This window comes from Mesorhizobium sp. M0276 (assembly GCF_040321755.1).
Classification (GTDB): domain Bacteria; phylum Pseudomonadota; class Alphaproteobacteria; order Rhizobiales; family Rhizobiaceae; genus Mesorhizobium.
Map to the genome: position 1 here is coordinate 104,857 of NZ_JAMYSC010000018.1, position 15,577 is coordinate 120,433.

Consider the following 15,577-nt stretch of genomic DNA (forward strand, 5'->3'; position numbering starts at 1 on the left):
TGTTCACGGCGCGGGCTGCGTGCCAAGCCGACGTCGACGCAGAACTCGAATGCCCGCTTCTGCCGGCAACCAACCGGCCGTCAGCGGACAGCCCAATTACTTGATCGATTCCAGCTTGGCGACGGCGGCCGTGAAGCCGGCCAGCGACACCGGAATGGTGACCGGCTTGCGAGTGACCGATTCCATGGCGATGTTCAGATTTGTGCCGGACTTCATGGCCTTGACGAGGTCCGCCGACAGCGGCGTGGCGGCATAGGCGCCGTTCTGGTCGCTGGTCTGGATCGCGAGGGTCGTCTTCTGGGCCTGGTCGATCTGGAAGGAGGCGCCGGACGGCAGGAACAGCCCGTGCGGCAAGGCAAGCAGCATGGCGAGGCCACCGTTGCCGCTGTCGCGGCGCACGGTCACGGTCAGCACGCGCTGTCCGGTCTTGGCTTCGGTCAGGTTCTGCGACACCTGGCATTGAAGCTCGGCGTTCGCAGAGCCGCTGGAGCAGTTCACCGCCCACGGATTGGCATCGGAAGGTTTCGGCTGGGCCGGCTTGGCGTCTTCGGCAAGGGCCGGTCCCGCTGCCGCCAAGGCCAGCCACAGGGCGCCGCATCCCGCCGCCACGCCAAGTAGATTAGCTTGCGCTAAAATAAATACCATGATCTTTTGTCGGATGCCTTGCATGTTTCCTCGCCCCACCAGGTATTCGCCTCGGTAGGGCTTGATACAACAGTCGGGACGGTTCCGAAAGCTGGGCCGGAGACAAGAAAGCCGACTAAGATACTGTGACCTTTCGGGCACACCACGCGACTTTGCAGGAAACTTCTAGAAATTTAAGGGCCAGAGACTCGCTATACAATAGAATTCGAGTAAGAATTTACACGGGGCACGTGTAGTCCCGGAAGGACTCGCCAGGGATGGGAACTACCGAGAATTCTCGGCAAGTTGGTGGGGCGGCGGCGCATGGGGAGGATTTCCACGTGCGCGCCGGCTATCGCAGTTTACGAATTGCAAGGTATCTGTGGAAGACGACGGCGCTTACGACATTGGCGATCGGCCTTTCCGGCATGGCCGCCCATGGCGACCCGAACGGGCTGTGGCAGCCGCAGATCCGCGCCATCATCGGCGCCGACAACAATGGCGGCAACGCCGCGCTCGAAGGCTTCATCCCGCTCAAGCAGACGGCCGAATCAGTGCTGTTCCTGGATGTCCGGGCCAAGCATGATTTCAAGGACAGTTTCGGCCAGGATGTCGGCCTCGGCATTCGCCGCATCGTCAACCCTGACCTGATGATCGGCGGCTACGCCTATCTCAACGTCGAGAACTATAACTCCAACCAGTTCACATCAGCCACGCTGGGCGCCGAGGCCATCACGCCGCATTTCGACGCGCATGTGAACGTCTATCTGCCAATCAAGGGCGACCACACCGATCAGTCGTCGAGTTCGGCGCTGTCGATGGTCGGCAACCAGCTGTTGGAGCAGATTTCGGTCCTCGACCATCGCGACTACGCGGCATGGGGTATCGAAGGCGAGATCGGCGCGCAGGTGCCGGTCAACCTACCCGACAAGCATTCGCTGCGGCTGGACATCGGCGGCTATCATTTCGAGGATCCGCACGACAACGACCACAGCGTCACCGGCGCCAAGGCGGGGTTCGAATACACGATCGGCGATGTCTTCGGCAGCGGCACCGAGCTGGTGCTCGCCGGCGAGGTCCGCAACGACAATCACGACGATACCCAGTTCGCCGGCAGCGTGCGACTGAACATCCCGTTCAATCCAGGCCACGGTTCGGACAATGCCGACAGCGGGGCCGACAGCGGGCCGGAGCCGGTCTATCCGGTCAGCGAGGGGCTGCGCAAACGCGTCAACGAGCGGGTGCGCGGCGATATCGGCGTCAGGATCCAGTCGCAGGAACTGAACGGCGGATCGACGACGCGCGTCGCCATCAACGCCGCCTCCAATGCGGCCTTCGGAAAATTCTACTTTGCCGATGGCGGCTTGGCGGGCGCAGGCACCCAAGCCGATCCGACAACATTGGACGATGCCGTCACCAAGGCCGGCGGCGGCGGGTTTGTGGTAGCGCTCGGCGGCAACGGCAATTTGACAACCGACGGTGTGACGCTCGCCGATGGCCAGACCGTCATCGGCGGCGGCGAAAGCGTCACCGCCAAGCTTTTTGGCGGCGGCACCAGCACCTTCAACCTGGGCGGCAGCGACGGCACGATCCAGGGCACCAACGTCGCCAACCCGGTCATAACGCTGGGCAATGGCAACACGCTCAACGGCATCACCATCACCGGCGGCGGCGATGGCATCCTGGGCGACAACATCACCGGCGCGACGCTGACCAATGTCACGGTCACTGGCGCGGGCGGCAACGGCGCCGACTTCACGGGCAGCTCGACCGGCATCACCGGTTCCAATTTCACCGCGACCGGCAACGGCCTCGACGGCCTGCACATCGAAGGCGACGGCACCTACAATTTTACCGGCACGACATTGCTGCAGGGCAATCTCGACGACGGCCTCGATATCACCGGCAAGGGCACCTACACCTTCGCCACCGTCAATGCGAAGGACAACGCCGACCGCGGCATCACCGTGCAGGGCACGTCAACAGGCGGCACGGTCACCACCACCGGCGGCGCCATCTCCGGCAATGGCGGTATGGCTGTCTTCATCGATCCGATCACCGCGCATGTGGTGCTGGATTCGATCGACCAGAACGGCGGTCCGGCGGGCGTGGTGCTCGATCAGGTCTCGGGCAAGTTCACCGTCACCGGCACGACCACGACCAAGAACACGACCGGAGTGGCGATCCAGATCACCAATTCGCCGGCTGAGATCCGCTTCGGCGGCGATGTGACGATCCAGGCGCCGAATGCGGGCGGCATCGACGTCTCGGGGATCAACGGCAAGATCGGCTTCGGCAACGTCTACATATCGGAGCTTGTCAGCGGCAATACCGGGCTCGACCTGTCGGGCAGCACATCGACATTCACCGCCCTGCTGCTCGACATCACCGGCGCCGGCACATCGACGGGCATCGACCTTTCGGGCGCCACCGGCGGATCGGTGGCCATCGGCAGCGGCACCATCGCCGTCGGCACCGGCGTGCAATTGGGCACGCATGGCGCGGCGGGTGCGAGTGCGAACACATCGTTCTCCTTCGGCGGCGGCACGATCACGGGCACGGTCGCATCACTCGACGCGCGCGGGCTGAACCAGACGCTTGGGCTCTATGCGTTCGGCCCGACCGACCTTGTCGGCCCACAGCTGTTCGACGTGCAGAACGTCATCTTCGTCGGCGCCGCGGCGACCGGCAGCGGCGATGGGTCGTCGCTGTCAAATCTCGCATCGGCGATCACCGCCAACAACAATCACGACAGCGACGCGATCTTCGTGCTGGTCAACAATCCGGCCAACACGCCGATCGACGCCGGGAGTGGTTTCACGCTGGACGACGGCCAGACACTGGGCTCGTTCGGCAACGGACGTAGCTTCTCGCTCGGCGGCATTCCGATCAACGTCACCGGCGACAATGTCGAGCACGACCAGATCGTCTCGGACCCCGGCGGCGGCGCGGCGACGCTGACCGCTTCCAGCGGCAACGTCGTGACGCTGGCCAACAATACGGCGGTGCTCGACCTCAACATTTCCGGCGGCGCCGGCTACGGCATCTACGGCAACGGCGTCAGTACGGTAACGATCTCCGGCGTGGATGTTTCCGGCGCAGGCATGAGCGGTGTGCTGTTCGACGGCACCAACACCGTTTCCGGCACCAACCTCGGCTCCAGCGGCAATGGCGGCGCGGGCCTGTCGATCCAGGGCGACGGCACCTACGCTTTCGGTGGCACGACGACCCTGTCGAGCAACGCTGGCGACGGCCTGCTGATCAACGGCAACGGAACCTATGGGTTCGGCGCGCTCAATTCGGACGGCAATGGCGGCAGCGGCGTCAGCGCGACGTCGACCGGCGCCGGCACACTGTCGACGACGGGCGGGAGCCTGTTCAACAACACCACATCCGCCTTCTCGGCGGCAAATATCGGGCTTGGCGTCACTCTTGGGGGTATCGGCCAGGTCGGCGGCACCACCGGCGTCAGCCTTTCGGGCGTCACCGGCAGCTTCAGCGTTGCCGGCCCGACGACAATCGACAGCACCACGGGCGATGGAATCTCGGTCAGCGGCAGCGCTGCAACGGTCGGGTTCAGCGGCGACGTGTTCGTCACCCAGGTGCTCGGCAGTGGCATCGCGCTCAGCGCCAACAGCGGCGCCGTCAGCTTTGGCTATACGGAAATCGGTCTCCCGGGCCTCAACGGCATCGACGTCCAGGGTGTCAACGGCACGATCAGCTTTGGCAATACCAACATTGGCGGCGTCGAGGCCACCGGGCTCGACCTGTCGGGCAGTCAGTCGACCTTCACCGCCACTTCGCTCAACATTTTCGGCGGCGCCACGTCGACAGGCATCGATCTTTCCGGCACCACCGGCGGCTCGGTGACAATCGGCACCGGCGCCATTTCGGCCGACACCGGCGTGCAGATGGGCACGCATGGCGCGTCCGGAACCACCGCCAACACGATCTTCTCGTTCGGCGCCGCCGGCGGCGCGACCATCACCGGCACGACGGCATCGCTCGACATGCGCGGCCTGTCGCCAGGCAGCGGCACCTATGCCTTCAACACCACGGTGCTCAACGGTCCGCAGCTGTTCGACATCGCCAATGTCATCTACGTCGGCGCCGCCAACACGGGCCTCGGCGATGGCTCCAGCGTCAACGACCTGATCAACGCCACCGCGGCGGACGCGCTGGCGGCCCCGGCCAACACCATCTTCGTTCTGGTCAACAACGGCGCCGGAAACATCAATACCGATTCCGACGGCTTTACGCTGGCCGACGGCCAATCGATCGTGTCCTTCGCCAATGGCGCTTCCGTGAGCCTTGGCTCGCCGCCCGCCAATGTCACCGGTGCGAATGTCATCAGCGGCACGCAGGTGCAGGACGACCCCTTCGGCAATGGCGGTGCGACGCTCAACAATTCAGCCGGCAAGACCATCGACCTGGCCAACGGCAACGTCGTCGAGAACCTCACCGTCAGCAGCTCCGGCTTTGCCATCTACGGATTGGGCGTCAACGGCGCAACGATCAACGGCGTGACGGTCAGCAGTGCCGGGATAGGTCTTTTCCTCAATAGCGTGACGGGCACGGTCTCCGTCGACGATCTTGACATCCAGAACGCAAGCCAAACCGGCATCGCGCTAGCCAATTCGAGCGCGACGGTCAATTTCACCGGCAGCACGACGATCGCCAATGCCGCCAATGTCGGGCTGTTCGCCAATGATTTCGACGGCACGGCCACCTTCGACGACCTCGACATCAGTGGCGGCGGCGGGGGCGTCGCTATCTGGACCGGCTCGAGTGGCACGCTGACTTTCGGGGCCGCGAGTTCCATCACCAATACGGGCGATGTAGCCTTCAACATCAACGTCGCGACGCCCAACGTCACCTATAATGGTACGATCAACCAGGCGACGGCGGCCAACGCAGTCAAGATCTCCGGCCTGACCGGCGGCAGCGCCACTTTCGCCGGCAAGATCACCGCGAGCACCGGTGCGGCCAACGCGATCGACTTGAGCGGCAATGGCAGCGCAATCAATTTCACCGGCGGGCTCGACCTCACCACCGCCGGCGGCGATGGCATAAACATCAGCAACAATGCCGGCCCGGTGACGTTCTCGGGCGTGACCACCGTGACGCTGGGCGCGTCCGCCAACACGGCCGGCATCAATTTCAGCGGCACCAATGCCAACGTCCTGTTCGGTACCACGACTATCAGCAATGTCGGCGCCAACCAGACCGGCATCGACTTCAGCGGATCGTCCACGACCGCCGGTTTCGGCCTGACCACGATCACCGGCACCGGCGACTTGACCTCACGCGGTATCGACCTGTCGTCGACGACGGGCAATAAGACTGTCACCTTCCTGCAAGGTTCCAAGATCGACAATGTCGGCATCGGCGTCGACCTGTCGTCGGGCCTCAGCACCGCGACCACTGCCAATGCCACCTTTACCTTCGGCGACGGCGATTCGACCGACGGGCTGGAATCCTTCATCATCGCGGCATCCGGTGGCTACACCGTCAACACCGTCGGGCTGGATCCGACGAAGGGCAGCTACGATTTCGACGACGTGTTGTTCACCGGCAGCGCCAATCTGGCCACGGCGCCCGGTTCGGTCACCCTGGTTTCGCAATCGGGTGGCTTCATCGCGGCCGGCACGACGGGCAATCTCAGCACGGGCGTGAACTCCATCTCGCTCGCCGCAGCCGATGCGCTGACCGGCGCGCAGAACTTCGTCTTCGTCGGCACGATCGATCTCGGCGCCACCGCCTTCACGCTCGACTCAGGACAGACCATTGCCGGCTTCGGCAATAGCAGCGTCGTTTCGACCGGCACGATCCAGCCGGCCAATGTCCAGGGTAATCTCGGCGCCACCGGCGGCAACATCACCGGCGACGAGGCCGTGGTCAGCGGCACGGCCAATCTCATGCAGCTGCTCGGCGACAATGCCGTGCGTAACACCGCCTTCGACTTCAGCGGCGCCACCGGCGCTGCCTTCCTCATCGACCAGGGCGCGGTCGGCTTCAGCAATGCCAGCGGCATCACCATCGAAGGCGTGACGATCAGCAATGTCGCGGTGGGCCAGAGGGCCGTCCAGGTTGCCGGCCTTGATGGCAATCTGTCGGTCATCAACAACAACATCAACGTCGCCGGTACCCTGCTCGACGTGAATGGCGGCACCGGCACCATCTCGGTCTCGCGCGGCTTCCTGCCCAACGCCGGACCGGCAGGCACGCTGACCGGCGGCGGCATCACCATCGCCAACCGCACCGGCGGCGCGGTGACCTTCACCGACCAGGTGACGGTCAATGGCGGCGGCGTCGCGATTTCGGGCGGCAGCGGGGCGGCGGCGGTCAATTTCAACGGCGGCCTCGCCATCACCGCATCGACCGCCACCGGCCTCAGCCTTGCCGGGCTGAACAGCCTGACCGTTGCCGATGCCGGCACGATGACGATCGACGGGACCGGCCAGACGGCATTGTCGCTGCAGGGCGCACTCGGCGCCGGCGGTGTCCATTTCGACAGTGTCACTTCGACCAACGCGGGCACACAGGGCGTGCTGATCAGCGGCGCCAGCGGCGGCGCGGTCGACCTCGACGCCGTCACCGTGACAACTTCCAACGGCGCCGGCATCGAAATCCTCAATTCGGCCGGCACCTACACGTTCGGCAACACGACGATCGACAATTCCCAGTCGTTCGGCCGCGGCGTCAACATCGAGAACGCAACCGGCGCCACGTCAGCCATCTTCGATGGCACGCTGGCGATCACCACCGGCACCGGCACCGGTTTGCGTGCTGTCGGTGGCGCCACGCCCGCCAATACGAGCTTGAGCTTCACGGGTGGCGGCACAAAGACCATCACCGCGCAGGCCGGCGAGGCCGTCGACATCACTTCGGCAAACGTCAACGGCACTTTGACCTCGACCAGCGCCTCCTTCGGCGCCGGCCACGGCATCAATCTGCAGAATCTGACCGGCTCGCTCGATCTCGGCACCGGCACGCTGAACAATTTGGGCGCGGGCGCCGCCTTCAATGTCGGCTCGGGCACCGATCTCAGCGGCGGCAACGCTGATATTTCCTACGCCGGCACCATCGTCAGCGCCGGATTGGGTGCAGCCGTCTCGATCCAGGAACTGACCGGCGGCTCGGTGACACTGTCAGGCAATCTGAGCGATACGAACGCTGCCGGCGGCGGCAATATCGTCGTGGCCAACATCAACAACGGCACCGCGGCAACTGTCGCCTTCTCCGGCCTCAGCAAGCAGATCCAGTCGGGTGCGACCGCCGGCGTCAACCTGGTCGGCAACACCAATGGCACCATCGATTTCAGCAATGGTGGCCTGGCCATCAACACGACCAGCGGCGTCGGCTTCGCCGCCCAGGCCGGCGGCACGATCAGCGTGGCCGGCACCACCAACACAATCACGTCGACCGGGAACGCGCTCAGCCTCAACGCCGTGACCGTTGGCAGCGACATCAACTTCAACTCGGTTTCGACCAGCGGCGGCGTGACCACCGGCATCGCGCTCACAAACGTCGCTTCATCCGGCGGTGCCATCAATCTCGGCACGGTCGACCTGCAAGGCATCAGTTCACGTGGTGTGGACGTCACCGGCACACTCGGCGCGGGGCTCAATTTCAACTCGTTGAGCATCGGCCTAACCAGCACTACGGCCGTGGCCTTCGACCTCAATGGCGCCGCCATCAACGCGCCGATCACGGCCAATGATTTCGATGTCACCAACACGATTGGCGCCGGCACCTCGATCGGCGTCGACCTGCGCGGTGCCACCGGCGGCCAGGTCGTGCGCCTCGGCGACGCCGTTGCGGGCGGCGCCAGCTCGAGCATCTCCGGCGTCAACACCGGCGTGTACCTCGACAGCGCCACCAACCTTGCCTTCACCTATGGCGACGGCGAATCGGCGACCGACCAGAATTCGACCATCGGCGCCACTGTCGGCATCGACGCCTCCAGCGCGCCAGCCGCAGGGACTTACAACTTCCAGGATGTCAACTTTGCCGCCAGCCCCGGCCTCGGCTTCGGCGTCGGCAAGATCTATTTCGTCGGCGCCAGCGCGACCGGCGACGGAACCGGCCGCGACCAGAACAATCTGGCGACGCTGTCGACGGCGGAAGCGGCGGCGGTAACGAGCGATGTCCTGGTGCTGGTCAACGACGGCGGGACCATCACCGCGACAAGCAGCGGTGCGGACAACACGCTGGTGCTGGCCACCGGCGAGCAGGTGCGCGGCTTTGGCAATGGCAACATCAATCTGGCGATGACGGTGCCATCCACTATCCAGCTTGCCAACAACAACATCTCGATCGTCGACGCCACGGCCGATGGCGCCGCCACGCTGACGACGAGTGCCGGCAGCAATGCCATCACGCTCGGCGCCAGCGGCAACTTCATCGACGGCTTCACTCTCGACGGCAGCCCCGCAGGCGCGGCGCGGGGCATCAAGGACAATGGCGGCGGCGCTTCCGGAAACATCATCAGCCACATGACGATCCGGAACTTCGCCACCGCCGGCGTCGAGATCACGCCGTCGACCAGCACGGCGATCGACCATGTGACATTCGCCGGCAACGCCACCGACGTCATCGTCAACGCGCTCAACACCACCATCACCAATGTCAGCAGCACCGGCGCTACCGGGATCGCCTTCGATATCCGCAACACGACCGGCACCACGACGCTGGCCAACCTCAACGTCACCACGGCGTCGACCGGCACCGGCATCGTCTTCGGCGGGGGGACCGGCCCGCAAGGCACGATCACCGGCGCCAATGTCGATGTCACGGGCGGCGCCGGCGGCGGCATCAAGGTTACCGGCGGCAACGCTGCCATCGCGTTCGATGCGGCGAGCTTCGTTGCCAGCACGTCGGGTGGCACGGCGGCCACCATCGCAAACCGCGGTGGCGGCAGCTTCGCCTTTGCCGGCGCGGTCGTGGCGAATGGCGCGGCGAGCGGCATCAGCGTTTCCGGCGCGACGGCGGCCAACACGGTCAGCTTCACCGGCGGTGTTGATTTCGGCAGCAGCTTGGTGCTGACCGGCACCGCCGTTTCGATCGACAACAATGCCACAGCCTCGACGGTCAGCTTCTCCAACCTCGCCATCGCCACCAACGGCACGACCGGCTTCAGCGCCAGCAATGGCGGCACAGTCAACGTCACCACCGGAACCGTGAGTTCCACGGCTGCACAGGCCGTCGCGCTGAACGGTGTTGCTGCCGGGGTCACGTTCACTTCGACCAATTCGAGCGGCGGCGCCAATAATGTCAACCTGACCAACGTGACCGGCACCGTCGCCCTCGGCTCGGGCACGCTGACAGGCGCGACGGGCACGGCATTCGTGGTTTCGGGTGGCTCGGCCAATGTCGACTACAACGGCACGATCAACCACAGCGCCAATGCGGTCGCGATCAATGTCCTTAACCACACCGGCACCGCCGGCGGCGCCAGCACGATCTCCTTTGACGGCGCCATAACGTCGAACGGCTCCAGCGACGGCATCAGCCTGACGAGCAATGGCGGCACCAACGGCACCAATATCAACTTCACCAGCGCGCTGACCATCAACACCTCAACCAGCAACACCATCGGGTTCAACGCGACCGGTGGCGGCACGATCAGCGCCACCGGGTCGGGAAGCACGATCAATTCGGGCAACGCTACGGCGCTCAATGTCGCCAACACGACGATTGGGGCCAGCGATCTGACGTTCCAGAGCATTACGTCGAATGGTGGCAGCGCGACCGGCATCATCCTCGACAACACCGGATCTAGCGGCGGCCTGCATGTGACAGGTGTCGGCACGACGGTCGGGAGTGGCGGCAGCATTGCTAACAAGACGGGCGCCGACGGCTCCACCTCACAAGGCGTCGGTATCTATCTCAACAACACGACAGACGTGCAGCTTGCCAACGTGCAGATGAACGACTTCCAGAATTTCGGCATTTTTGGCAACAACGTGGCCGGGATGACGCTCAATCAGGTGGTCATCAACGGCACCAACGGCACGCTGCAGGGTGGCGTCGGCGAAGGTGATGCCTACTTCACGGGCCTGACCGGTTCTGCGACCGTTACGAACTCCACCTTTACCGGTGCGGCCTATGACGCCTTCCACGTCTTCAACAATGCCGGACAGACCCTCAACAGGATAACCATCACGGGCTCGACGTTTGCGACGCTGACGGGCGCAGGAAATCTCTCCAACGACGCGCTGGTCTTCCAGGCGACGGACGGTGTGTTCAACGCGACCATCCAGGGCTCGACATTTACTTCAGCGCGTGGCGACCTGTTCCAGATGGACCTCCACGGTGGTGTCAGTTCGGATCTTGTGTTTGGCGGCGGAACGGCATTGCTCGGCAATAAGCTGACCAACAACAATGGCAACATAGTTTCCGGCGGCGGCGGCATCACGATCAGCTCTGGCGGCGCCGGCGACCACGCCAACCTGACGTTCAACATCGCCCACAACACGATGCGCGACGCCCTTGGTTCCGCTCTCGGTATCAGCTCAGGCTCGGGAACCGGTTCGTTCACCGGTACAATCGATTCTAACACGATCGGTGTCGCAGGGGTAACGGACAGTGGGTCGGCACAAGGGTCCGGCATCGGATTCGTCACCGACGGCGGGGCCGCGTCGAGCGTGACGATCACCAACAATGCAGTCTATCAATATAACAATTCCGGTATTTTCATACAGACCGGCGACGCCGCGAATGGCGGCAACGCCCAACTCACCGCCGTCGTACAGGGCAATACGGTCAGCAATCCCGGCACGTTTGGCACCAATGGCTTCTTGCTCAACGCCGGCACAGTCACAAACGATGCACAGACGGTTTCGCTGACCCTTGGCGGCCCAGGGGCTTTGACCAACAACTTTGCCGGGTCCGGTGCAAACGGAGGCACGGATATTCGTCTTCGCCAGCGTTTCAACGTGCATGTCGGGTTGCATGCGGGCGGAGGCTTCAGCTACGGCGGTGCGCCAACGGATACGGCAGCAATTACAAGTTTCGTCCAGACGTACAACGCTGGTTCTCCGACGGTCAGCGTGGTCACTGGTCTTGCGGGCAGCGGATTCTTCTCGGCGCCGTAGCGCAGGGCTGTCGATGGCATGCAACGAATCGGACCGGCTGGCGCCAGCTCGATTTTTGAGCTGATCGGTCAAAAAACATAGTGACGTTTTGTTGAATACTAACTGTTTGTTGAGTGTCACGTAGAATAATATCTATATAGCATTTATGAGACAGTATTACTGATAGATTTCTACATTGGCTCGTGTATAGTCATGAATGGAAATGAGGGACGCTGAATGTCAGAGCCGTTTCTGTCTGAAATCCGCATGCTGTCGTTCGTTTTCGCGCCCAAGGGTTGGGCGTTATGCAACGGCCAGCTTCTTCCGATCAATCAGAACCAGGCGCTGTTTTCGTTGCTCGGCACTACGTTCGGCGGCGACGGGAGAGTGAATTTCGCGTTGCCGGATCTGCGAAGCCGTGCGCCGATACATGTTGGCCAAGGACACACACTGGGAGAACGAGGAGGCGAACAAGAGCATACCTTGTCGATTTCGGAGTTGCCGACACATCCTCACCTGGCAAACGCCACCAACGGTAACGGGACTACCCCCACGAATTTTGGAAATTTCCTCGGCGCCTTCAACAATGGCTACCGTCAGCCAGCCAACTTGACGTCGCTGCATCCAGCTAGCATCGCCAATGTTGGCGGATCGCAGGCGCATTTGAATATGCAGCCATTCCTAACGCTCAGCTTCTGCATTGCCCTGCAGGGCATATTCCCATCGCCGAACTAAAGGAAGCGCGACCATGGCACAACCCTATGTTGGCGAGATCCGCATGTTCGCTGGCAACTTTGCTCCGGCCGGCTGGATGTTCTGCGAAGGCCAACTTTTACCGATCTCGGAAAACGAGACCTTGTTCCAGTTGATCGGCACCACATATGGCGGAGATGGCGAAGCGACCTTCGCATTACCCGACCTGCGCGGCCGCCTACCCATCCATCAGGGCAATGGTTTCATTCTGGCTGAAACCGGTGGCGCGGAATCGATCACACTTACAACCAATCAAATTCCAGCGCACTCACACGGGTTGTTGGCATCAACACAGACTGGCACGTCGGCCAACCCGGGAGGAAACGTTCTCGATCAAACCACCGGGACGATCTTCATGTACATCGATGGCCAAAGCCCCGATGGCGCAATGGCGGCAACCATGGTGTCGCCAGTCGGCGGCAGCCAACCACACGACAATTTCCAGCCCTATCTCTGCGTCGATTTCATCATCTCGCTGTTCGGAATTTTCCCGTCGCCGACTTAAGAGGACCGCCATGGCCGACCCGTTCATCGCCGAAATCCGCATCTTTCCGTTCAATTTTGCGCCCAAGGGCTGGGCATTGTGCGATGGGCAGTTGCTGCCACTGTCGCAGAACACGGCGCTGTTTTCTTTGCTCGGCACCACCTATGGTGGCAACGGCAAGTCCACCTTTGCCTTGCCCGATCTGCAGGGCCGCTCGCCGATGCATCCGGGCCAGGGACCGGGCTTGTCGCTGCATGACCTAGGCGAGACAGGCGGCTCGGAGACGGTCACGCTGCTCGAGAGCGAAATGCCGGCGCACTCGCACAATGTCATGGTAGGAACCCAGGACACGGCCGATGTTCAAGTTCCAAGCCCCTCGAGAATTCTTGGCAAGTCCGGCGGCGCGTTTGCTTATGTTCCCGGATCGCCAACACCGGCGCTGACACCGATGAGCGACGGTACGTTGACAACGGCCGGCGGCGCCCAGCCGCACAACAATATGATGCCGTATCTGACATTCTATTTTTGCATCGCGCTGGAAGGTGTTTTCCCGCCAAGAAGCTGAATTCCGAGCCAACAGGGCAGGACCAAGACCATGGCCAAGAAAGCAGAACCAAAGTCGAAAGCCCCCGCCGCGAAGATGCCGGCGGCGCCTAGAGCGGCTTCCAAAGCCAGGGCAGGCGGCGGCCGGCCCAGCGTACCGCTCGCCTATCAGCACATGCCGGCCGGCTCGTCCTTCTTCGAGCTGTCGCGGCTGATGGTAGTGGGCATCGATTCCGCGGCCGGGCGCCTGATCCAGAAGGCTCAAGATGCGCCGAACGGGCCATGGCCCTCCGCCTGGTCGATCATCGCTCCAGGAGCCTGGGTGATCATGACCGCCGGCCTGACCAAGGACGGTCGGGTGGCGGTGATCGCGCAGCCGTCTGGTACCACCAAGCTGTCCTTCATCACCGAGGACGCAAACCAGATCGGCCCGATCGACAAATGGACCGCGCCGATGGAAATCGGCGCGCCGCCCGGCGCCACTTCCTACCAGAAGCTTTCGATGGCCAACGATGCCGACGGTCGCATCGAGGTGTTCCTCACCGACAATCAGGGGCGTATCTGGTGGATCTACCAGAATCCGGACCAGATCGTGCAGGTGCAGAAAACCATCACGCCGCCCGGCTCGACGACGCCGATCGTCGTCACCGTCGACGTGCTCGCGCCGCCCGCCAAGATGTGGAGCGATTGGATCCAACTGACCGGGCAGCTGGTAGCGATCACGGCGACCCGCCAGGCCGACGGCCGCATTGCGCTGTTCGGCATCAATTCGGGCCTCCATCTCTATCGCTGCCAGCAGGCGAAGCCGCAGGCACTGAAGGTCGCCGACTGGACGCAATGGGTGCAGATCGACACCGGGCAAACCGGTGGGTTCATCGAAATGGCGCCGGTGGTCGGCCCGCTCGGCGCCACCAATCTGTTCGCCTTGACCCAGAATGGCCAGGTCTTGCACACGCGCCAGAAGCCTGCCGGATCGGACAGCTGGACGCAGTGGGCAACGCCCGGCTACAGCAGGGTGTCCAAATACACACTTGCCGCGGGCATCCAGGGCGACGGCGACATCGTACTGGTCGCATCCGACCAGCAGCTTGTCCACTCATTCAACGCCCAATATGATGCCGTCACCCAGAATTGGTCGGGATGGCGCGACTTCAGCATGTCTTCGCTGCGGACACGGCTCTCGCTCGACTACAATGCCGATGGCCGGCTCGCTTTGTTCAGCCTGCTGCTCATGCCGGACGGTACGAACGGGCTGTGGACGATCTCGCAGATGGGCATCGACAGCTCCGAATGGGAGTATGGCTGGACGACGCTTGCCGACAACAATCTCAAGCAGATTGTCGTGGTACGCGACCTGACGCCGCCGGTCTGAAGGTTGATTTCCGGCAGCGTGACAGAAGCGAAGCAGGCACAGCCCCGTCCAGTCTGGCCCCGGTCTGATAAGGCCGGGCTCGGCTTCCGTATAGCGACGGATGCCGACATGCTCTTCCTGTCGCGGCTCTACGCCTCGGCGCGCATGGAAGAACTTGCCGTGACGTCCTGGACCGACGCGCAGAAGACGGCGTTCCTCGACATGCAGTTCCAAGCGCAGCACGTGCATTACCAAAGACACTATCCCGAGGCCGACTGGCTGGTGGTGGAACGCGATAGCAAAGACATCGGCCGGCTTTATATCGAGCGCTGGCCGAGCCAGCACCGCATCATTGACATTGCCTTCCTGCCGGAACATCGGCGCAAGGGCTACGGTACGGCGCTGTTGCGAGACCTGATCGACGAGGCATGGTTAGCCGGCAAATCAGCATCGATCCACGTCGAGAAAAACAATCCGGCGAAGCGGCTCTATGTCGAGCTTGGCTTCGCGGTCGTCGAGGACAAGGGCGTCCATGATCTGATGGCCTGTGCGCCGCCGGGGGGCTGGTATGTGACGGGCTGAAGGCATGCGGGGTTGCAGGTTGGTTCTGCCGCGATCCTTCACACCCCCCTCTGGCCTGCCGGCCATCTCCCCCGCAAGGGCAGGGGAATCGCATATGAGTAAGAGTAAGTCTTGCGTTGAGTGGAAAGGTTGATTCTTTAGGGGCCTTCTCTTTGAAGAGGA

Annotated in this window: 7 protein-coding genes; 6 read left to right on the forward strand and 1 reads right to left on the reverse strand. The window is 63.0% G+C overall.

The annotated features are described in order from the left end of the window. Positions 1-96 precede the first annotated feature (96 nt). Positions 97-645: an invasion associated locus B family protein gene (locus NKJ01_RS16480; protein ID WP_352729410.1), complete on the reverse strand. Its 549-nt coding sequence runs from the start codon at positions 643-645 to the stop codon at positions 97-99. Between the two features lie 320 nt (positions 646-965). On the opposite strand from NKJ01_RS16480, the gene NKJ01_RS16485 reads away from it, so the two are divergent. The 6 genes from NKJ01_RS16485 (at position 966) to NKJ01_RS16510 (ending at position 15,415) form a co-directional block, all read left to right on the forward strand. Continuing rightward, complete coding sequence (locus tag NKJ01_RS16485) at positions 966-11,723, forward strand: inverse autotransporter beta domain-containing protein (protein WP_352729411.1); 10,758 nt, start codon at positions 966-968, stop codon at positions 11,721-11,723. A gap of 216 nt (positions 11,724-11,939) precedes the next feature. Continuing rightward, entirely contained in the window at positions 11,940-12,437 is a 498-nt protein-coding gene (locus NKJ01_RS16490) for a phage tail protein (protein WP_352601605.1), read from the forward strand. A gap of 13 nt (positions 12,438-12,450) precedes the next feature. After that, on the forward strand, positions 12,451-12,960 hold the full coding sequence (locus tag NKJ01_RS16495) for a phage tail protein (protein WP_352601607.1): 510 nt from the start codon (positions 12,451-12,453) through the stop codon (positions 12,958-12,960). 10 nt (positions 12,961-12,970) lie between these two features. After that, positions 12,971-13,504 (forward strand): phage tail protein, encoded by a 534-nt coding sequence (locus tag NKJ01_RS16500; protein WP_352729414.1) that lies wholly within the window; start codon positions 12,971-12,973, stop codon positions 13,502-13,504. Between the two features lie 30 nt (positions 13,505-13,534). After that, the gene (locus NKJ01_RS16505; protein WP_352729415.1) at positions 13,535-14,854 is read left to right on the forward strand and encodes a DUF8189 domain-containing protein; all 1,320 of its coding nucleotides are present in this window, start codon (positions 13,535-13,537) and stop codon (positions 14,852-14,854) included. A 108-nt stretch (positions 14,855-14,962) separates the two neighbouring features. Further along, positions 14,963-15,415, forward strand: a complete 453-nt coding sequence (locus NKJ01_RS16510) for a GNAT family N-acetyltransferase (protein ID WP_352729417.1) — start codon at positions 14,963-14,965, stop codon at positions 15,413-15,415. Positions 15,416-15,577: the final 162 nt, after the last annotated feature.